Here is a 20,165-nt window from a genome sequence, read left to right as displayed (position 1 = left end):
CCATTAGGCGCGCCGAGACGCGCCGAGTTATTTGACGAACTCCCCCGCAACTCTCTCGCATCCGGGTCACGACCCCTCACCGCACCGTCGGCAGGTCGGGGCTCGACACGTCGTACGTCTGCCCGGGCTGGGTGAGCAGCGGCAGGGTGACCGCAGCCTTGCGCTCGGACTTCTCCGTGCCGCCCCACACCACAATCCGGCCGTCGAGCAGCGTCACCGAGATATCCGAAATCGACTTCGCCGCAACCTGTCCCACCTGACCCCGCAGCTGAGGTGGCATCGATTCCAGCACTTCGATCGCCGCCTCCGTCGACGGGTCGCCCCACCCCGGTGTCTCCGTCACCAGACGCGGCACCCCGGGCGGCGGCGGTGCGATCTCGTAGTCCACGGCCTTCGCGTCGAAGAGATGGGTACCGCCGGGGCTGTCGACGAACACGACGGGCACCCGCTCGGTTACCGTGACCCGGATGGTGGACGGGTACACCCGCTGGACACGCGCGGACGCCACCTTCGGGATCGCGGCGACGCGCTGAGCCGCGCCCTCGGTGTCGACACGCAGCAACGGCTGCCCCTGCGGCACCGCCAGTACCTGGCGAATCTGCTCCTCGGAGATCGACGTCGCCCCCGCGACGTCCGTCTCCCGCACCGACAGCAGCGGCGTGAACCAGGCGACGAGACCGAGCGCCACGACCACGACGACGCCGACGACGCCCATCACCGCCGGCCGCCGGTACCACGGCCGCCGCGGCGTCTCCACTGCCGCGGACTTCCGTGCCGCCGAGGCCGATTCGCGGGTACGCCGCGTTCCGGGATCGGTGACCGTCGAGGTGCGCCGAGGCGAGGACGTCCGATCGCCCGCCGTCGCGCGGGAATCGGACGCGCCCGGCCGCGGACTGCGCTGGGCATCGCGGCGGACAGGGCGGTCCGGCCGCTCGGACCGGCCCCGACGCTCCCGCGTCATCGCGACGGGTGGTGGTGCGGAGCCGCACGCAAAGCGTCGAGGATCTGGTTTCCGAGCATCGTCACGTCACCGGCACCCATCGTGATCACCACGTCCCCGGGGGACGCGAGTGCCGCGACCTGCCGCGGCGCCTGCGACAGGTCGGGCTGGTAGTACACCGGCTTCGACACCGACAGCGCGACCAGGGCGCCGCTGACGCCCGGGAGCGGTTCTTCCCGCGCGCCGTACACGTCCAGGACAACCACCTCGTCGGCGAGGTCGAGTGCGTGCCCGAACTCCTCCGCGAATGTTGCTGTGCGGGAGTACAGGTGGGGCTGGAACACCACGATGACCTTGCCGCTGCGCACCGACTCCTCGGATTCGCGGCGGTCGGCCTCGTGGGGCTGGCGCACCAGATCGGCGGCGGCGCCGAGCACGGCCCGCACCTCCGTCGGGTGATGCGCGTAGTCGTCGAAGACGCGGACCCCGTGCTCGCGGCCGGTGAACTGGAACCGGCGGTGCACTCCCCCGAATCCGGCGATGCCTTCGAGGATCTCGTCCACGTCGGCACCGGCTTCCCGGGCGGCGAGGAGGGCGGCCAGCGCGTTGAGCGCCATGTGCCTGCCGGGCACACCCATCCGGACCGTCCTCGGCGACTGCTCCCCGGCCAGCTGGAACTGCAGGACTCCGCCCACGTCCCTGGCCTCGAAGCTCAGCAGTCGCGCGCCGACCTCGACGCCGTCGACGGGAGCGAAGGCCCCGTCCGGGCTCTCGGCGCTGCCGTATCCCAGCACCCGCACACCGGGCAGTCCCCGCGCCGCCACTCGCTGCGCGAGCGCCGCGGATCCCGGATCGTCGAGACAGGCGACGAGCAGACCGCCGGGCGACAGACGTGCCGCGAAATCGTCGAACACCTGGATGTACGCCTCGGTGCTGCCGAAGTAGTCGAGGTGGTCGGCTTCCACGTTGGTGACGACGACGACGTTCGGTTCGTATTGGAGCAGCGAACCGTCGCTCTCGTCGGCCTCGGCGACGAACACGTCGCCGCTGCCGTGATGGGCGTTGGTTCCGGCCTCGTTGAGTTCGCCGCCCACCGCGAACGACGGATCGAAACCGCAGTGTTGCAGCGCCACCACCAGCATCGACGTGGTCGACGTCTTGCCGTGGGTACCGGACACGAGCAGTGTGTTGTGCCCCTGCATCAGCGAGGCCAGCACCGCGGGTCGCAGGATCACGGGTATCCCGCGCCGGGCCGCCTCCACGAGTTCCGGGTTGTCCTTGGGGATCGCGGCGTGGGTGGTGACCACGACGGTCGGGCCACCGGGTAGCAGGTCGAGCGCACTCGCGTCGTGGCCGATGCGGACCTGCGCACCGCGGGCGCGCAGGGCGAGGACGCCGCGGCTCTCCTTGGCGTCCGATCCGGACACCTGCCCACCCCTGGCCAGCAGGATCCGCGCGATTCCGGACATTCCGGCGCCGCCGATCCCGACCATGTGGACACGTTGCAACTGCGCGGGCAGGTCGGTCATGGGGTTCCCCTTGTCAGCGCGGCCACGTCGAGCACGATGCGCGCAACCTCGGTGGCTGCGCTGCGGTGACCCGCGCCGGCCGCGCGTCGCCCCATGTCCTCGAGCTGTGCAGGGTCGCGCAGCAGAGGGATCACGGTCTCCGCGACGAATCCGGCGGACAGGTCTCCGTCGGCGACAATCATTCCACCTCCGGCGGCGACCACCGGTCGCGCGTTCAGTTCCTGCTCCCCGTTGCCGTGTGGCAGCGGCACGTACACCGCGGGAAGTCCCACCGCCGACACCTCCGCCACCGTCATCGCACCCGACCGGCAGATCACCGCGTCCGCGGCCGAATAGGCAAGGTCCATCCGCGACAGGTAGGGAACAGCCACGTACGGCGGGCCGCCCGGTGTCGAGGGAACGTCGAGGGTGTTCTTCGGTCCATGCGCGTGCAGAACGGCCACACCGGCCGCAGCCAGCGACTCCGCAGCGCCCGACACGGCCTCGTTGAGCGACCGCGCGCCCTGCGAACCGCCGAAGACGAGCAGCACCGGACCGTCGGCCGGGAGGCCGAAGTGTGCGCGCGCCTCCGCGCGCAGGGCAGCCCGGTCGAGACCGGTGATCGACGCCCGGACCGGGATCCCGAGGATCTCCGCGTCCGAGCGGCCGCGAGCGGAGACTCCGGAACCGGCGACCGCGGCCAGGACCCGGGCGGCGCGGCGGGCACCGATCTTGTTCGCGATCCCGGCGCTGGCGTTCGCCTCGTGCACCACGATCGGAATGCGGCGCCTGCGGCGGAGCAGTCCGGGGCCGGCCGCCAGGTATGCGGGCAGCGCGACGTACCCGCCGAATCCGACGACGACGTCGGCACCGGTTGCGTCGAGCACCTCGCGGGTGCGGCGCACGGACGCGCGCACCCGGCCGGGAAGCCGCAGCAGGTCGAGGGTGGGTTTACGGGGCAGTGGCACCGGCGGAATGAGCTCGAGCGGGTAGCCCCGCTCGGGAACCAGGGTGGTTTCGAGGCCACGCGCGGTGCCGAGAGCGGTCACCACCGCGGTGTCGTCGATCGCCTTGATCGCATCGGCCACTGCCAGAGCCGGTTCGATGTGCCCGGCGGTACCACCACCGGCCACGATCACCGACAGGGTGGACTTGTCGCCGTTCACCTACGAAATCCTCGCTCTCCTGCTCGGCCACCCGAGCTTCGCTGTTGACGTGCACCTCGTTCGGGGGTGCGGCCCTTGCCGCGTTCGGGGCGGCCCTTCTCGTATGTGACGCTGCGGGTCCGCGGGGCCATCTCGCGACCCGCCCGCCGGCGGGCTTCGGCGCGGCGCACCGCCTCGGCGCGTGCCGCGTCGGCCCGCACCGGCGAATACGCCTCCGGCTTGCGGAGCCGGAGAAGTCGACCGAACGGGCCGTCCTGCCCGGAGTGCAGCGCCGCGACCGCCTCCGGTTCGTGCCGCGCCGCGTTGGCGACGAGACCGAACATGAACAGTGTGGTGGCCGTCGACGTTCCGCCGGCCGACACCAGCGGCAACTGCAGGCCGGTGACGGGCAACAGCCCGATCACGTATCCGACGTTGATGAACGCCTGTCCGGTGATCCACACCGTCGCCGTTCCGGTGAGCAGGCGAAGGAACGGGTCGGCGGATCGCGCGGCGATGCGCAGGCCCGTGTACACGAACAGTCCGAACAAACCGAGGACGGCGGCGCCGCCGAGGTATCCGAGTTCCTCGCCGATGATCGCGAAGATGAAGTCGTTGTGGGCGTTCGGCAGGTAGCTCCACTTCGCGCGGCTCTGCCCCAGCCCTCGGCCGAGGATCCCGCCGTCGGCGAGCGAATACATCGCCTGCCGCGACTGGTACCCGATGCCCTGCGGGTCGGAACCGGGATTGAGGAACTCCCGCACGCGAGCGGAGCGATAGCCGGCGGTGAGCGCGAGGATCACGATTCCGCCGAAACCGGTGCCGACGATGGCGACGAAGAGCTTCAGCGGCAGACCCGCGAACCACAGCAGCGCCATCAGGATGATGGCCAGCGAGACCGTCGTACCGAGGTCGGGCTGCAGGATGATCAGGACGAACGCGACGAGCGCGGCCGGCACCAGCGGAACGAGCATGTCCCGGATACTGGAGATGTCGCTGCGCCGCGACGCCAGGATGTGCGCACCCCACGCTGCCAGCGCGATCTTGGTGAGCTCGGCGGGCTGCAACGAGAATCCCGCGACGACGAACCAGCCGCGGGTGCCCTGGGACACCGTGCCGATGCCGGGGATGAGGACCAGGACCAGCAGGATGATCGTGACCGCGAAGGCCGGGAACGACAGGGCGCGCATCACCCGGACCGGGATCTGGAGCGCCGCATAGAACAGGCCGAGCCCGAGAGCCGCGAACAACGCCTGCCGGGTGAAGAGGGTGTACGCCGAACCGTCGGAAGCGTAGGCCTCGACGCTCGAGGACGACAGCACCATCACCAGACCGAGGACCGTCAGCAGGAACGCGATGGTGACCACGAGGTGGAACGACGCCAGAGGCCGCGACAGCCAGGCCCCGATCCGGGTGCGCGGGCCGCGGGGAGGTGCCGTGCGCGTGCGGGGACTGGCCGGTGGCCGCTTCGTCGTCCCGGGTGCGGCCGCCGTGCGGGCCGGGGACCGCTGACCCTCGGGGACGCGGCGGGTGCGGGCTCCGGCGGAGGTCATCGCAGCGTCCTGGAGATGTCCGACTCGTCGAGCCTGACGACGGCGTCCGCGAAGCTGCGGCCCCGGTGGCCGTAACTGTCGAACATGTCGAGCGAGGCAGCCGCGGGCGCCAGGACGACGGAATCCCCTGGCGTTGCCAGCGCAGCCGCCTCGCGCACGACGACACCCATCACGGCGTCGCTGTCGGTGTCCGCCGGCAGCACCACCCGGTGCGTCGCGGTCTGCGGGACTGCACTCACACCTGCATCGTCTCCCGTTTCGACAGTGACCACGGGAACCTCGGGGGCGTGTCGCGCAAGGGACTCTGCGATCTGCATCGCATCACGGCCCAGCAGGACGGCGCCTGCGAGGCGACCGGCCACCTCCCGGACGAGGTCGTCGACCCGCGCACCCTTCAGCAGACCACCGGCGATCCACACCACCCGCTCGTGGGCGAGGATCGACGGGCGGGCGGCGTGCGGGTTGGTGGCCTTGGAGTCGTCGACGAACGTCACTCCCCCGACGTCGGCGACGTGTGCCGCGCGGTGCGGTCCCACGACGTGGGCGGCCAGACCTGCGGCGACGGCGTCCGGCGGAACTCCGATCGCCCGGGCCAGAGCCGCCGCGGCCAGGGCATCCATCAGCCCGGCGGGCCCGGGCGGGGTGATCCCCTCGGCCGGAGCCAGCCGCTCGCCGTCCGCGAACGCGCGGTCGACGAGATACCCGTCCTCGACCCCCAGTTCGCCCGACGCCGGCACACCCAGCCGGAAACCGAGGGTCCGGACTGCGAGGGACGAGGAGAAGAGAGAGGACGCGACCTCGTCGTCGAGACCCAGCACCGCGACCTCACCGGTCAGGGCGCGGGCCTTCGCATCGATGTACGGCTGCATCCCACCGTGCCAGTCCAGATGATCCTCGGCAATGTTGAGGATCGCGCCTGCGGTCGGCCGGACCGACGGCGCCCAGTGCAGCTGGAACGACGAGAGTTCGACCGCCAGCACCTCCGCCCGGGGTTCGGTCTGCCGCAGGGCGTCGAGTACCGGCAGCCCGATGTTGCCGCAGGCCAGACTCGGCAGCTCGGCCGCCTCGAGGATGGACTGCAGCATGGAGGTCGTCGTGGTCTTGCCGTTGGTGCCGGTGACCACCAGCCACCGCCGGGGCGGGCCGTAGAGCCCGGACCGGTCCACGTGCCAGGAGAACTCGATGTCGCCCCAGATCGGTACCCCGTCCCCGGCGGCGAGCGAGAGCAGCGGCGCGTCCGGGCGGAACCCCGGGCTCGTCACGACCAGCGCGAACTCGGCGACCCGGTCACGCTCGGCGAGCAGATCGTCGATCGGGACGGTCGCGGCGCCGAGCCGCGCGCACTCGGCGAGGGCGTCGACGTTCGCGTCCGTGACGGTGACGAGCGCACCGAGGTCACGAAGAGGTTCGATGGTGGCCCGGCCGGAGACACCCGCACCGGCGACGAGGACGCTGCGACCCCGCAACCAGTCGAGCCTGCCGTGTTCCTCCGCCACGTCGTCAGCCCCCGATCGCTGCCAGGTACTCGCTGTAGAACAGCGCGAGCCCGATCGCGGAGGCGATGGCGGCCAGCAACCAGAACCGGATGATCACCGTGGTTTCCGCCCACCCGGCGAGTTCGAAGTGGTGGTGGAACGGAGCCATCCGGAAGACTCGTCTTCGGCTCGACCGGAACACCGCGACCTGGATCACCACCGATGCCGCCTCGGCGACGAACAGCGCGCCGATCACGACCATCAGCAGTTCTGTGCGCGTCGTGATCGACAGTCCGGCGAGCATGCCGCCGAGTGCCAGCGAACCGGTGTCGCCCATGAAGATCTTGGCGGGCGCCGCGTTCCACCACAGGAATCCGATGCACGCACCGGCACCGGCCGCGCAGATCAGGGCCAGATCGAGCGGATCGCGGACGTCGTAGCAGCCCTTGCCGGGGCTCGTCTCGCACGCATTGCGGTACTGCCAGAACGTGATGATCACGTACGCGCCGAGCACCAGGCTCATGGAACCGGCAGCGAGACCGTCGAGGCCGTCGGTGAGATTGACCGCGTTCGACCAGGCGCTCACCAGGAGATAGCAGAACGCGACGAACACGACGGAGCCCATCGTGACCGTCGCGATGTCACGCACGTATGACAGGTGCGCACTGCCGGGGGTGAGGTCGTTCGCGCCCCGGAACTGCAGCGCGAGAATGCCGAACACCACGGCCGCGATGAGCTGTCCGACCAGCTTCGCCGTCTTGTTCAGACCGAGGTTGCGTTGCTTGCGGATCTTGATGAAGTCGTCGAGGAACCCGACCCCGCCGAGCGCCGTCGTGAGACCGAGAACCAGCAGTCCCGATGCCGACGGCCCGTCCGCGTTGTAGCCGATGCCGATCAGGTGCGAACCCCAGTAGCCGGCCCACAGTCCGGCGAGGATGGCGACGCCACCCATCGTCGGGGTGCCGCGCTTCGACTGATGGCTCGCCGGACCTTCGACACGGATCTCCTGGCCGAACCCCTGACGGGAGAAAGCCTTGATGAGAACGGGGGTCAGCAGAATCGAGACGGCGAGCGCGATGCCCGCCGCGAAGAGGATCTGTCTCACCGCGTAGCCTCCGAACCCTTCTGTCCCGTGCTTCCTGCCAACACCGTGTCCGCGACCTCCCACAATCCGATGGACTGCGACGCCTTGACCAGCACCAGATCACCCGGCGCCAGTTCCCGTTCGAGCAGTGCGACCGCACCGGCGATGTCGGGGACGAGGATCGACTCCTCACCCCACGAACCTTCCATGACCGCACCCTGGTGCATGGCGCGGGCGGGCCTGCCGGTTCCGACGATGATCAGCCTGCTCACATCCAGCCGGACCGCGAATCTGCCGATGGCGTCGTGTTCGACCACTGATTCTGGACCCAGCTCGGCCATTTCTCCGAGCACCGCCCAACTCCGGCGCGCCGCGCCCCGGCCCGTCCTGGCCATGGAGACCAGCGCCTTCAGGGCCGCCCGCATCGAGTCGGGGTTCGCGTTGTACGAGTCGTTGACGACGGTCACACCGTCCGACCGGTCGCGGACATCCATTCGGCGAGCCGAGACCGCGGCAGCACCGGAGAGAGCCTGCGCGATCTGCTCGAGGTCCGCCCCGCATTCGAGCGCCACCGCCGCTGCGGCGAGCGCGTTGCCGACCTGGTGTTCACCGTGCACGGCGAGCTCGACGGCGACACTGCCCGTCGGCGCTGTGAGAGTGAAACGCGCCCTTGCCTTCTCGTCGAGCACGATGTCGGTGGCCCGCACGTGCGCGGACTCCGACCGACCCACGAGAACCACCCGGGCCGACGTGCGCGGGGCCATGGCTACCACCAGCGGATCATCCGCGTTGAGGATCGCGACACCACCCTCGTCCGCCGAGGGCAGCGACTCCGCGAGTTCACCCTTGGCTACGGCGATCGCGTCACGCGAACCGAATTCGCCGAGGTGCGCCGTTCCCACGTTGAGGACGACCCCGATCTTCGGGGGTGCGATGTTCGCGAGGGCGGCGATGTGACCGCGGCCGCGGGCCGACATCTCCAGAACCAGGAAGCCTGTGTCCGCGTCCGCGCGTAGTGCAGTCCACGGGTGGCCGAGTTCGTTGTTGAACGATCCGGGCGGCGCGACGACGGGACCGAGAGGGCGCAGGACGGCGGCGAGCAGATCCTTCGTCGACGTCTTTCCCGCCGATCCGGTGACACCGACCACGGTGAGCCCCTTCGCGGTGAGGTCGTCGACGGATGCGCGCGCGAGCTTCGCGAGGGCCGCGAGCACGGCGGCGCCCGATCCGTCGGTGTCGTGTTCGAGTGCCATCGCCTTGCTCGGGACATCGCTCGGCGTCGGGGTCACGACGACCGCGGGGACACCGACCGGGCGCGCCGCCAGGACCGCGACCGCACCGGCCTCGACTGCCGACGTCGCGTGATCGTGGCCGTCCACGCGCGCGCCGGGCAGGGCGAGGAACAACCCCCCGGCGGTGACCTTCCGCGAGTCGAACTCGACCGTTCCCGTCACCTCGGCCGACGGGTCGGCGACGTCGTGCAGTTCGCCGCCCACGATCTCGGCGATGCGAGCGAGTGTCATCGGGATCATCCTGCTCCTCCGACCTGTCGCTCGATCGCGTCGCCCAGTACGTCGCGGTCGTCAAATGGGTACTTCACCCCGTGTATCTCCTGACCGATCTCGTGTCCCTTGCCTGCGACCAGAACCACGTCGCCTGCCTGCGCCCAGCCGACGGCGTCGGCGATCGCCTTCGCTCGGTCGGCTACTTCCCACACCTGTCCCCGCTCGGATTCGGGCACTCCGAGAGCGCCCTCGCGGACCGCGGCTCTGATCTTCGCCGGATCCTCGGTGCGGGGGTTGTCATCCGTAATGATCAGCAGGTCGGCTCCACGCGCGGCCGCGGCGCCCATCAGCGGCCGCTTGCCTGCGTCGCGATCGCCGCCCGCACCCACGACGACGGCAACGCGACCGCGCACCTGCTCGCGCAGCGTCGCGATCACGGCCTCGACCGCTGCGGGCTTGTGCGCGTAGTCGACGACGGCGAGGAAGTCCTGCCCCCGGTCGATCCGCTGAACCCTGCCCGGCACGTCGACCCCGGCGATGCCCTCGACGGCGTCGCGCGGATCGACACCCAGCGCCGCGCACAGCGCGACGGCGAGAGAAGCGTTGGCGACGTTGTACTGCCCCGGCAGACGGAGCTCCACGTCGAGTGTCGTGCCCTCGGCCGTGGTGAGCGCAAAGGTCTGCGAGCCCGAGGGCGACACCGTCGCCGGGCCTGCCGTCCACACCGCGCCCTCGCTCATGGTGGCGACGGTCGTCACGATCGCGTGCGCGCCGCGGGCGACGTCGGCCATCCGCTGCCCCCACACGTCGTCGACACAGATGACGGCGTGCTGGGCATGCACGGACGAATCGGCGGCGAAGAGCCGCGCCTTGGCGGCGAAGTAATCCTCGAAGTCGCGGTGGAAGTCCAGGTGGTCCTGGGACAGGTTCGTGAACGCGCCCACATCGAAGCGGACTCCGTCGACGCGGCCGAGCGACAGCGCGTGGCTGGACACCTCCATGACGACCGTGTCGATCCCCTGCTCGAGCATCACGGCGAACAGGGCGTGGAGTTGCGGCGCCTCGGGTGTCGTCAGTGCGCTGGGCACCCGGCGGCCACTCATCCGGGTCTCGATGGTGCCCACGAGACCGGTCGTCCGCCCCGCGGCGGTGAGCGCGGCTTCGACGAGATACGACGTCGTGGTCTTCCCCGACGTCCCGGTGATACCGATGACCTGCATCTTCTCCGAGGGTCGACCGTAGATGGTGGCCGACAGCTCACCGAGGACGCCCCGTGGATCGTCGTGGACGAGCACCGGCATGTCGGAGCCCAGTGCGGACACCAGAGCGAATCCGGCCTCGTCGGTGAGGATCGCGGTCGCTCCGCGTGCGAGAGCGTCGGCGGCGAACTCCGCGCCGTGCGCGCGTGCCCCGGGAAGGGCCGCGAACAGATCGCCCTCGACGATCCCCTGGGCGCGGAGATCCACCCCGGTGACGATCACGTGCTCGGCGGTTCCGGCGGGTGCCTCGACCCTCGCTCCGGCGAGCGCTGCCAGAGCGCTCACCGTGGTACGGACCGGCTGGGCGGGGCGAAGACTGTCTGTGACCTTCACCTCCACTGACGCCGACTGCGGGCGGGACGGAACAGGCACCGGGCTCCTCTCGGATGTCGACTCTCACTGACAACGGCGTAGTGCACGGATCGATACAGCGTGCTACCTCGGCAGTTCCCTGCGTCCACGGAAAAGTCCGTGTCCACTGAACGGCCGACGTGTCAGATTACCGCGAGAGCTCTCGGAACCCGATTCGGCCGACCTTCGCTCAATCGGCCTGCAGCACCAGCCTGCGTCCGGGGTCCGGGGACATCGGCACGCTGTCGCGTTGCAGCATCCAGGACGCGATGTTGTGGAACAGCGGTGCGGCGGACTGCCCGCCGGAACCGTCCGCGCTGCGTGTCGGCGCGTTGAGCATGATTCCGACGACGTACCGCGGGTTGTCGGCCGGGGCGATCCCTGCGAACGTGATCCAGTAGTTCGAGTTCGAGTAGCACTTGCAGGCGGGATCGACCTGCTGAGCGGTGCCCGTCTTGCCGCTGATCTGGTACCCGTCGACGGCGGCCTGCACCCCGGTGCCCCGCTGGTTGCCCGTGTCGTTCTGGGTGACGGAGCGGAACATGTCGCGAACGGTGGACGCGGTCTGGGGGCTGACGACGGTCACCTCCTCGGGCATCTCGGTCTCCGTCCGGTTCCCGGACGCGTCGACCGTCGCTTTGACGATGCGCGGCGGGATGCGGACACCGTCGTTGGCGATCGCCTGGTACATGCCGGTCATCTGCAGCAGCGTCATCGACAGGCCCTGACCGATCGGCAGGTTCGCGAACGTGCCTCCCGACCACTGGTCGCGGCTGGGGACGCTGCCGGCGCTCTCACCGGGAAGCCCGACGTCGGTGCGCTGGCCGAGACCGAACCTGGACAGCATGTCCGCGTAGCGGTCCTCCCCCACCCGCTGGGCGAGCATCAGGGTGCCCACGTTCGAGGACTTACCGAACACCCCCGTGGCCGTGTACGGGGCGACCCCGTGGTCCCACGCATCCTTCACCGACACACCCGACATCTGAATGTTGCCGGGGACCTCGAGAACTTCGTCCGGTGTGGTGAGCCCGTACTCGATCGCGGCCGCCGCGGTGACGATCTTGTTGACGGAGCCCGGTTCGAACGGCGTGCTCACCGACAGGTTGCCCATCTCCACGGTCCGCGGGTTGTTGCCCACCCCGATCGCCGGATTGAACGTGCTGTCGTTCGACATCGCGAGCACTTCACCGGTGTGGGAGTCGAGCACGACCGCAGACGCGTCCTTCGCACCGGACTTGTCCTTGGCCATCTGCACCTGCTGCTGGACGTAGTACTGCAGGTCGGAGTCGATGGTGAGCTCCACGCTCGACCCGTCCACCGCCGGTTGCTTGTCACGCCAGCTGCCGGGAATCACCGCGCCGTCGGAGCCGCGGTCGTAGGTCTGGGAGCCGTCGGTGCCGGCGAGGGTGGAGTCGAGCGAGTCCTCGAGGCCGAGCAGTCCGTGACCGTCCCAGCCGGTGGCGCCGACGAGATTCGCGGCAAGGGATCCGCCGGGGTACTCGCGGATGTCCTGGCGTTCGAGTCCGACCTCCGGGAACTTGTCACTGATCTGCGCGGCGATGTTGGGATCGACGCTGCGCGCGAGATAGACGAACGTGTCGTCGCCGTGGAGTTTCTCCTTCAGATCCTTCTCGGGTGCGGCGTCGCCGATCCGGTCGTGGATCTCCTTCGCGATCGCGTCGAGACGGGAGTCGACGTCGGGGGCGGTGTCGCTCTTGGTCTTCGCCTCCTCGAGTTCCTTCCGCACCCGCGCGGGCTGGAACGTCAGGGCCTTCGCTTCCATCGTGAACGCGATGGGGTTGGCGTTGCGGTCGGTGATCGACCCGCGCAGCGCCGGATCCACCTCGGTGGTGGTGCGCTGGTTCGCCGCCTCCGCGGACAGTTGTGGTGCGTCGATGACCTGAATCCACAGAAGCTGCACTGCGGCGAGGCCGAGCGCCAAGAACATCATTAGGCGTCCGTACCGTTGCCTGAACGGAAAGGACGCCGAACCGGCGCCCTTGGGGCGCCGGGGACGACTTCTCGGTGCGCTTCGACTCACCGGCGACCGCCGGACGGTGGAGCAGTCGTCGGAGCGGTGGTCGAGGGGATCACGGGAACCAATTGTTCACCCTGCGCTTGGATCTCCGTGCCATTGCCGGGCTGCTGCGGCGTGGCGCGCGGCGACTGCGTCGTCGTCCCGCGGTTGGGGGCGGTCGCGACGGCGTTGCCGCGCTGGGTGGGCGCGGTGGCGACGTCCAGCGGCGGCACGGGTGCACCCGACGCCGGGGCCGGCTTTCCGACGACCTCGACGCTGCCGTCGGGGTGGACGACGAGGCGAGCGGGATCGTTGGCGGGCACCATGCCGAGCTTGGCCGCTTCCTCCGCCAGTTTCGGGGCGGAGTTGGCGGTCTCGACGTCACGCTGGAGCGCGGCCTTCTCCTCCGAGAGCGACTGGTTGTGGGCGCGGGCGGCGCTCAGCTGGTACGAGTCCTCGGCGGACCGGGTCGTCAGCAGCAGTGTCATGGCCAGCCCCATGGCGAGCAGAACGAGGATCGTCGCCACGAACGGGATGCGGGCGGTGAGCGTGCCGGTGCGGTTCTTGCCGGAGACGGCGACCGCGGATCCGTTGTGCACGGCTGCGCGCTGGGTGCGCTTCTTGTACGCCCGCTCAGCCGCGCCCGTCCGGTTGGCCGCCCGCACGGGCCGCATCTCGGTGGAACTCACCTGAACCGTCATGCCGCCGACCTCCTGGCAATTCTTTCTGCAGCGCGCAAACGCACCGGGGCTGATCGTGGGTTCTCTTCGACTTCCTGTTCGGACGCCCGCTCCGCCCCCCGCGTGAGGATTCGGAACTCCGGTCCCATCCCCGGCAGTTCGACAGGAAGCCCCTCGGGGCTCTTCGACTTCGACCTGGGTGTGATTTCCTGCTTGACGACCCGGTCTTCCAGGGATTGGTACGACATGAACACGACGCGTCCCCCGACGGTCAACGCGTCGAGTGCAGCCGGGACCGCGGCGCGCAGTGAATCGAGCTCGCCGTTGACCTCCACTCGAAGGGCCTGGAACGTCCGCTTGGCGGGATGTCCCCCGGTACGGCGGGTCGCCGCAGGAATGGCGCGGTACAGCAGTTCGACCAGCGCTGCGCTGGTGGTGAACGGCTCCTTCGCACGCTGCCGGACGATCTCCGACGCGATCTTGCCTGCGAAGCGCTCCTCGCCGTACGTGCTGAGGATGCGAGCGAGATCTCCGTGGCCGTACGTGTTGAGGACCTCGGCCGCGGTGATGCCGGTGGTCGGGTCCATCCGCATGTCGAGGGGCGCGTCGATCGAGTACGCGAACCCCCGATCCGATTCGTCGAGCTGCATCGAGGAGACACCGAGGTCGAAGAGGATCCCGTGCACCGACTCGTGCGCGGGGAGGTCCGCCTGGCTGAGCGCATCCTCGATGCCGTCGTAGCGGGTGTGTACGAACGTGATGCGATCGGCGAACGGAGCGAGCCGGCCACCGGCGATCTCGAGCGCGTGCGGATCACGGTCGAGGGCGATGAGTCTCAGCTGGGGGTAGGTCCGCAGGAAGTGCTCGGAGTGTCCGCCGAGACCGAGGGTCGCGTCGATCATGACGGCTCCCCCGCCCTGCGGGTCGTTCACGGTGAGGGCAGGGCCCAGCAGTTCGTCTGCGCGGTGAAGCAGTACCGGAATGTGACCGAAACCATCGGCGGGCGAGGAATCTTCCCCCTCGTGATCCACCATGATCCCTCCGGCTCCTGCTCTGTGGTGCGGGTGAAGTACCCGATGCCGGGGTTCACTGCTCGAACTTCTCTTGCCTGCCAGTTGCCGTGGCGAATGCCTCGAGGTCCCTGCCCGAAATGAAAACCTGGCGCTGGGGAAGTGCGTCAGGGTTCCGTCGGACAGAGGCCTCGCGGCATTCGCGGGGACGCGGTCACACTCAGACGATCTCGCCGAGCGCGACTCCTGTTGCCTGCGAGTAGTTCTCCTCGTTCGCCTCGACGTAGGTCTGCCAGGCTTGCGCATCCCAGATTTCGAGGAAATCGACCGAACCGATCACTACGCAGTCCTTGGAGAGACCCGCGTAACGACGGTGATCTGCCGAGAGGGTGATGCGCCCCTGGGCATCTGCGTGCTGCTCATCGGTACCTGCCGCCAGTCCGCGAACGAAGGCTCGCGCCTCCGGATCGCTTCTCGACGCGGCCGCGGCCTTGCGCGCGAGAGCGGTGAACTCTTCCCGGGGATACACCGCGAGGCTGTGATCCTGACCCTTGGTGACCATCAACCCTCCCGCCAGCGCATCCCGGAACTTTGCGGGCAACGTGAGCCGCCCCTTGTCGTCGAGCTTCGGCGTGTAGGTACCGAGAAACACTCGACACCTCCCACCGCGTTCATATCGAACGCCGTATGCCCGGGCGGTTCACCTTCGCTCCCCGCTGCGCACCACAGTACCCCACTTTCCCCCACCTACAAGGTGGATAACGGCGTGTTGTCCGCCAATTTGCCCAGTACTTGCTGGTCAACGCTCATTGATGGAGGTGGGGGGAAATTCCCGACGTGATCGCCGACACGGGCACGGCCGATCGGGCTCGGCCACACAACGGCCCAGGATGCAGCAAAAGCCCAGGTGAAAGCGCAACGCGAGGGGGCGGCGCCCCTACCTCGCGGTTCATCGAGGAGCGCAGGGGGGAAAGTGGGGAACCGGGGTGGGTGAGGGTGGGGATTCGTGGGCGGCAACGTTCACTGGCCCCACAGGATCGACCCCCGCGCACCACAGGCCCACCGCAGCCGGGCGACCCTGCACCGGGCCCGGACACAGCAGTGGCGGGGGGGGGGGGGGGGGGGCGCCCCCCCCCCCCCCGGGGGGGGGGGGGGGGGGGCCGGGGGGGGTGGGGGCGACCGCCCAGGGGGGGGCGAGGGGACCGGGCCCCCCCGCCGCCCCACCCCACCCCCGCCCCCGCCGCCCCCCCCCCCCCGCCGCCCCCACCCCGGGGCGCCCCCCCCAACCAACCCCCCCCCCCGCCACTGTGCTGCTGAGCGGGTCGTACTACTCCTGCTCGAATCTCTTCTTGAAGCGGTCTTCCATTCGCGACGAGAATCCGCCACTCTTTCGCCCGCTTCGGGGCTTACCGCGTTCGGCACGGCCGGTCTCACCTTGTGTGGTCGAGCCACCACGTGAGGACTGTCCGGACTTGCTCTTTCCTCCACCCCACAGGAGGAGGACTCCGGCACCGAACATGACGATGAAGCCGATCAGGCTGATGACGGGAAAACCGCCCGGCTTGATCGGAAGGGCGACGCCGGCGATGAGCAGGACCAGCCCCAGAACGAACAGGGCCACCGCCTGCAATCGACGACGACTCGATGCCGCACGCATGCGACCGCCTCGCACAGTGGAGGCGAACTTGGGATCCTCGGCGTAGAGAGCGCTCTCGATCTGGTCGAGCATGCGCTGCTCGTGCTCGGAGAGTGGCACGGTACCTCCCCCGGCACTGGAGTGTTGGCCACCGCCTCACGGTGCGAGACGGTGGGTAACCGACTTTGGCGGCTACCTAGATTTAATAATACGAGCAGTTCGATCCCCGTACCACCTACTCCACGTACGAGTTCCTCACCAACCTTACGGACTCCCGCACCGAACCCCGTTCGGGGCACCGCAATGTCGCGCACGCCTCACCGTTTTCCCGCCGTTTCCGGGTCCGCTGCCGGGTCCGCCGCCGGCTACGACGCCCGCAGATCGAGACCTGCGCCACGTCCGATGTGATCTTCGACGGCCTGGAGAAAGCGCCCGACCTCGACGAAGAACTCGTCGGCCTCGAGATCGGTGAGGGTTCGCGACATTCCCGCCTCGATCGCGGCGCGGGTGGCCGAGTGCCCGGCGAAGTAGTCGGCCCAGTTCACGAATTCAGGCGCCGCGTCGGCCATGAGAACCCAGGCGTTACGCGTTCGTGTCCGTCTGCTCCCCGCCGCAGGCCCCTCGACGGCGGCCAACACCGCCCCCGCGCCGCGGAGCGCGGCCAGATACGCACTGTGGAATCGGTCCGCCGGCCCGCCGGCCCCCACCGATTGAGCGAGGAGCGCGTCGGCGCGATCGAGCAGTACCGAACCCCGCCTGGAGCCCGGGTTGCGTACGTCACCCGGTCGGCGCGAGTTCCCAGAGGCCGGTCCCGTGACCGGGTTCGTCATCACTTCGAACACCTCCAAACCCCGGTGCAACCACCCCGCCGGGCGTAGTCAGGTCGTGAGTTCGGGGGCCGGCGATGCTCGCTTCCCTCGAGCATCGCCGGATCCCCGCTATCGAACATCTGTTCGATCTATTCAATATAGCTGGACCCACCGACACGTCGTCAAGAGAAAGGTGAGACCGGTCGACACGAACGCTGACCAGACTCCGCTCGTGGTCGAACTCTCGGCCGCCGAGTTCCGCGACCGCCTGCACGAGGCGCTGTCGATCTACGTCGCCGCCATGGGCTATCCCCACGGCACCGAATACCACCGGGCGCCGATGTGGAACGAGCACCTGCAGCGATCGGGGTGGCGTGGCGTCGGCGCGCTCGTCCCGGCCGGTGACGGATCCGCCGACAACGCGGCCGCCCGCCTCGTCGCCGTCGCCTACGGCTACCGCGGGGCGCCAGAACAGTGGTGGCACCAGCAGGTCCGTTCCGGTCTGCGCCACACGGGATGGAGCCGGGACCAGATCGACGTGATCCTCGGCAACTACTTCGAACTCACCGAACTCCACGTCCACCCGGACGCCCAGGGACATCGGCTCGGCGAGACCCTGCTCGTCCGACTCCTCGAGCGCAGGCCCGAACGCGGGGTGCTGCTCTCCACCCCGGAAGTGGCGGACGAGGACAACCGCGCCTGGCGGCTGTATCGCCGCCTCGGCTTCAGAGATGTCCTGCGCCACTTCCGATTCGCCGGCGACAACCGGCCCTTCGCGGTGCTGGGACGCGGGCTTCCCCTGTGATCGACGCCGTGGTGGTCGGGTCGGGACACAACGCCCTGGTGTCGGCGTGTTACCTCGCGCGGTCCGGGTGGTCGGTCGAGGTGATCGAACGCGACACCGTGCTCGGCGGCGCGGTGTCCACGGTGGAACGCTTCCCCGGGTACAAGGTCGACCGCGGGTCGTCCGCGCACATCATGATCCGCCACACGGGGATCGTCGAGGAACTCGACCTCGGCGCGCACGGCCTGCGGTACCTCGACTGCGATCCGTGGGCGTTCGCCCCCGCCCCTGCCGGGACGGATCGGCCGGGAATCGTGTTCCGCCGCAGTCTGGACGCGACGTGCCGGTCCATCGAGGAGTCCTGCGGCGCCGCGGACGCCGACGCGTACCGCCGGTTCGTGGCGGTGTGGGGTCCGCGCAGCGCACGCGTCATGCGCGCGTTCTCGAAACCGCCGACCGGGCCCGCGCTGCTCTCGTCGTTCTGGGGGCTCGACACGGGCGGCGGCGGCAGCGACCTCTCCCGGCAGTTCCTCGGTTCCGGGGACGCGCTGCTCGACGAGTACTTCGACGACGAGCGCCTCAAGGCCGCGCTCGCGTGGTTCGGCGCCCAGTCCGGTCCGCCGATGTCGGAGCCGGGGACGGCGCCGATGGTCGGATTCGCGGCCCTGATGCACACCATTCCGCCCGGCCGCGCCGTCGGCGGCAGCGGCGCCCTGACCGCAGCTCTCGCCGCGAGGCTGCGGGCCGACTCCGGGACCGTCTCGCTCGGCGACTCGGTGGTCTCGCTGAGCCGCGACGGCGACTCCTGGACGACGCGGACGTCGTCCGGCCGGGAGATCCGCTCACGGGCGGTGATCGCGGGCTGTCACGTGCTGACCACCCTCGGCCTGCTCGATCGGGGTGGTTACGACGCGCAGACCCTCGACCGGTGGCGTCGCCGGATCCGCGTCGGCCCGGGGATCGGGATGGTGGTGCGGCTGGCCACCGACGCCCTCCCCGACTATCCGAGTGCGCCCGACGCCTCGGTCACCCACGGGCTCCAGCTGCTGGTCTCGGACCGCGCACACCTGCGGCTCGCGCACGGCGCGGCGCTCGCCGGGGAACTCCCGCCGCGGCCCGCGGTGCTGGGAATGAGCTTCAGCGGCCTCGACCCCACCATCGCACCCGAGGGCAGGCACCAGGTGACCCTGTGGTCGCAGTGGCAGCCGTACCGGCTGACCGGCGGCCGGCGGTGGAGCGACCTCGCCGGGCCGGAGGCCGATCGGATCGTCGCGGAGATCGACGCGCTGGCACCCGGTTTCGGCGAGTCCGTCCTCGACCGGCACGTGCAGTCACCGCAGGACCTCGAAGACGAGATGGGGTTGCTCGGCGGCAACGTCATGCACGTGGAGATGTCGCTGGACCAGATGATGATGTGGCGTCCCCTCCCCGAACTGTCCGGGCACCGGGTGCCGGGGGCCGACCGTCTGTACCTCACCGGGGCCTCGACCCACCCGGGCGGCGGGGTGTCCGGCGCAAGCGGCCGGAGCGCCGCACGCATCGCGCTCCACGACGACCGGCGGGGCCTGGGACGCCTGCGGCTCCGGCGATGACCTCTCGCCTGCCCCTGTTCCTCGCGGGCGCGGCGATCGCGGCGCAGATCGTCTACCCGCTCGTGCACGGCGGGACCCGCGACGTCGTCACCGTGCTCGTCGTTGCGCTGCTCGCCGCGGCGTCCGTCACCCACGCCGCCGTGACCCGGGGTGCCCGCTGGACGGTGGGACTGGTGCTCGTGACCGCGGGGCTCGGTCTGTGCTCCGAGGTCGTCGGGACGGCCACCGGCGTCCCGTACGGCTGCTACGACTACAGCGTCGACCAACTCGGGCCGGCACTCGCCGGGGTGCCTCTGGTTGTGCCGTTCGCCTGGACGGCCGGGTTCTATCCGGTGTGGTGCGTGGCGTCCGTGCTCGCGCGCGGCCCGCGTCGACGGTTGACGCGCATCGCGCTGACGACGATCGGTGTCGTCGGCTGGGACCTGTACCTCGACCCGCAGATGGTCGCGGACGGGCAATGGCGCTGGTGTGTCACCGACGCCGGCCTGCCCGGTATCGAGCACATTCCGCTGACCAACTACGCCGGGTGGTTCGTCGTCGCGGCCGTGATGGCCGTCGCCGTGGACCGGATCGACCGTCGCCTCGACGCCGGGACCCGGCACCGTGACGGTGTCCCGATCGGGTTGTTCCTGTGGACGTGGCTCGGTTCGGCGCTGGCCCACTCGGTGTTCCTCGGCGCCCCCGAGTTGCGGTATTCGGCAATCTACGGGTGCTTGGCGATGGGAATCCTGGGCGTTCCGCTGCTCGTGTCGCTGCTTCGGCCGCGCGCCCGGCGACCCGGGACCCACGACACGCACCCTCACGCCTGACACCGATC

The 20,165-nt window shown here is 69.8% G+C and carries 17 protein-coding genes; 3 read left to right on the top strand and 14 right to left on the bottom strand.

Going from position 1 to position 20,165, the window contains the following annotated elements; all coding sequences use genetic code 11:
• Positions 1 to 76: 76 nt before the first annotated feature.
• The 14 genes from ACFWAY_RS28025 to ACFWAY_RS27960 all read right to left on the bottom strand — a co-directional run bounded on the left by ACFWAY_RS28025 (position 77) and on the right by ACFWAY_RS27960 (position 16,993).
• Entirely contained in the window at positions 77 to 961 is an 885-nt protein-coding gene (locus ACFWAY_RS28025; RefSeq protein WP_378512919.1) for a cell division protein FtsQ/DivIB, read from the bottom strand.
• Complete coding sequence (murC, locus tag ACFWAY_RS28020) at positions 958 to 2,469, bottom strand: UDP-N-acetylmuramate--L-alanine ligase (RefSeq protein WP_378452559.1); 1,512 nt, start codon at positions 2,467 to 2,469, stop codon at positions 958 to 960. Before murC ends, ACFWAY_RS28025 begins: the two co-directional genes overlap by 4 nt.
• Positions 2,466 to 3,614, bottom strand: coding sequence for an undecaprenyldiphospho-muramoylpentapeptide beta-N-acetylglucosaminyltransferase (gene murG, locus ACFWAY_RS28015; protein ID WP_378452560.1), 1,149 nt, complete (start codon positions 3,612 to 3,614; stop codon positions 2,466 to 2,468). Before murG ends, murC begins: the two co-directional genes overlap by 4 nt.
• Positions 3,611 to 5,146: a putative lipid II flippase FtsW gene (gene ftsW, locus ACFWAY_RS28010; protein WP_378452561.1), complete on the bottom strand. Its 1,536-nt coding sequence runs from the start codon at positions 5,144 to 5,146 to the stop codon at positions 3,611 to 3,613. Before ftsW ends, murG begins: the two co-directional genes overlap by 4 nt.
• Entirely contained in the window at positions 5,143 to 6,642 is a 1,500-nt protein-coding gene (gene murD, locus ACFWAY_RS28005; protein ID WP_378512918.1) for a UDP-N-acetylmuramoyl-L-alanine--D-glutamate ligase, read from the bottom strand. The genes ftsW and murD overlap by 4 nt, the downstream gene beginning before the upstream one ends.
• 4 nt (positions 6,643 to 6,646) lie before the next feature.
• Positions 6,647 to 7,726, bottom strand: coding sequence for a phospho-N-acetylmuramoyl-pentapeptide-transferase (gene mraY / locus ACFWAY_RS28000; RefSeq protein ID WP_378452563.1), 1,080 nt, complete (start codon positions 7,724 to 7,726; stop codon positions 6,647 to 6,649).
• Complete coding sequence (murF, locus tag ACFWAY_RS27995; protein WP_378452564.1) at positions 7,723 to 9,237, bottom strand: UDP-N-acetylmuramoyl-tripeptide--D-alanyl-D-alanine ligase; 1,515 nt, start codon at positions 9,235 to 9,237, stop codon at positions 7,723 to 7,725. The genes mraY and murF overlap by 4 nt, the downstream gene beginning before the upstream one ends.
• Positions 9,234 to 10,841: a UDP-N-acetylmuramoyl-L-alanyl-D-glutamate--2,6-diaminopimelate ligase gene (locus ACFWAY_RS27990; RefSeq protein WP_378512917.1), complete on the bottom strand. Its 1,608-nt coding sequence runs from the start codon at positions 10,839 to 10,841 to the stop codon at positions 9,234 to 9,236. Before ACFWAY_RS27990 ends, murF begins: the two co-directional genes overlap by 4 nt.
• 169 nt (positions 10,842 to 11,010) lie before the next feature.
• Positions 11,011 to 12,861, bottom strand: coding sequence for a peptidoglycan D,D-transpeptidase FtsI family protein (locus ACFWAY_RS27985; protein WP_378452566.1), 1,851 nt, complete (start codon positions 12,859 to 12,861; stop codon positions 11,011 to 11,013).
• Positions 12,858 to 13,538, bottom strand: a complete 681-nt coding sequence (locus ACFWAY_RS27980) for a hypothetical protein (RefSeq protein WP_378452567.1) — start codon at positions 13,536 to 13,538, stop codon at positions 12,858 to 12,860. Before ACFWAY_RS27980 ends, ACFWAY_RS27985 begins: the two co-directional genes overlap by 4 nt.
• A complete protein-coding gene (gene rsmH / locus ACFWAY_RS27975; RefSeq protein WP_378512916.1) occupies positions 13,535 to 14,551 on the bottom strand; it encodes a 16S rRNA (cytosine(1402)-N(4))-methyltransferase RsmH in 1,017 nt (338 codons plus the stop codon). Before rsmH ends, ACFWAY_RS27980 begins: the two co-directional genes overlap by 4 nt.
• A gap of 196 nt (positions 14,552 to 14,747) precedes the next feature.
• The gene (gene mraZ / locus ACFWAY_RS27970) at positions 14,748 to 15,179 is read right to left on the bottom strand and encodes a division/cell wall cluster transcriptional repressor MraZ (protein ID WP_005247637.1); all 432 of its coding nucleotides are present in this window, start codon (positions 15,177 to 15,179) and stop codon (positions 14,748 to 14,750) included.
• Between the two features lie 675 nt (positions 15,180 to 15,854).
• Entirely contained in the window at positions 15,855 to 16,283 is a 429-nt protein-coding gene (locus ACFWAY_RS27965) for a DUF3040 domain-containing protein (RefSeq protein WP_012688068.1), read from the bottom strand.
• Between the two features lie 245 nt (positions 16,284 to 16,528).
• A complete protein-coding gene (locus tag ACFWAY_RS27960; RefSeq protein WP_378452569.1) occupies positions 16,529 to 16,993 on the bottom strand; it encodes an SAV_6107 family HEPN domain-containing protein in 465 nt (154 codons plus the stop codon).
• 172 nt (positions 16,994 to 17,165) lie between these two features.
• On the opposite strand from ACFWAY_RS27960, the gene ACFWAY_RS27955 reads away from it, so the two are divergent.
• Genes ACFWAY_RS27955 through ACFWAY_RS27945 form a run of 3 tightly spaced genes read left to right on the top strand, consistent with a single transcriptional unit; the run spans position 17,166 to position 20,157 of the window.
• On the top strand, positions 17,166 to 17,777 hold the full coding sequence (locus tag ACFWAY_RS27955) for a GNAT family N-acetyltransferase (protein ID WP_378452570.1): 612 nt from the start codon (positions 17,166 to 17,168) through the stop codon (positions 17,775 to 17,777).
• Positions 17,774 to 19,348 carry a phytoene desaturase family protein gene (locus ACFWAY_RS27950; protein ID WP_378512915.1) on the top strand — a complete coding sequence of 525 codons (1,575 nt, stop codon included), beginning with the start codon at positions 17,774 to 17,776 and terminating at the stop codon, positions 19,346 to 19,348. Before ACFWAY_RS27955 ends, ACFWAY_RS27950 begins: the two co-directional genes overlap by 4 nt.
• Complete coding sequence (locus ACFWAY_RS27945) at positions 19,345 to 20,157, top strand: carotenoid biosynthesis protein (RefSeq protein ID WP_378512914.1); 813 nt, start codon at positions 19,345 to 19,347, stop codon at positions 20,155 to 20,157. Before ACFWAY_RS27950 ends, ACFWAY_RS27945 begins: the two co-directional genes overlap by 4 nt.
• Positions 20,158 to 20,165 lie beyond the last annotated feature (8 nt).

The organism is Rhodococcus sp. NPDC059968, from assembly GCF_042738615.1.
Taxonomy (GTDB): Bacteria; Actinomycetota; Actinomycetes; order Mycobacteriales; family Mycobacteriaceae; genus Rhodococcus_F.
This window is presented reverse-complemented; position numbering and strand designations above follow the sequence as displayed.

What these genes read in the sequence shown, in the direction of transcription:
- ACFWAY_RS27960 (WP_378452569.1), bottom strand. Translation starts at nt 16,993, where the DNA reads ATGACGAACCCGGTCACGGGACCGGCCTCTGGGAACTCGCGCCGACCG.
- ACFWAY_RS27945 (WP_378512914.1), top strand. Translation starts at nt 19,345, where the DNA reads ATGACCTCTCGCCTGCCCCTGTTCCTCGCGGGCGCGGCGATCGCGGCG.
- murC (WP_378452559.1), bottom strand. Translation starts at nt 2,469, where the DNA reads ATGACCGACCTGCCCGCGCAGTTGCAACGTGTCCACATGGTCGGGATC.
- murF (WP_378452564.1), bottom strand. Translation starts at nt 9,237, where the DNA reads ATGATCCCGATGACACTCGCTCGCATCGCCGAGATCGTGGGCGGCGAA.
- ACFWAY_RS27980 (WP_378452567.1), bottom strand. Translation starts at nt 13,538, where the DNA reads ATGACGGTTCAGGTGAGTTCCACCGAGATGCGGCCCGTGCGGGCGGCC.
- ftsW (WP_378452561.1), bottom strand. Translation starts at nt 5,146, where the DNA reads ATGACCTCCGCCGGAGCCCGCACCCGCCGCGTCCCCGAGGGTCAGCGG.
- ACFWAY_RS28025 (WP_378512919.1), bottom strand. Translation starts at nt 961, where the DNA reads ATGACGCGGGAGCGTCGGGGCCGGTCCGAGCGGCCGGACCGCCCTGTC.
- rsmH (WP_378512916.1), bottom strand. Translation starts at nt 14,551, where the DNA reads ATGGTGGATCACGAGGGGGAAGATTCCTCGCCCGCCGATGGTTTCGGT.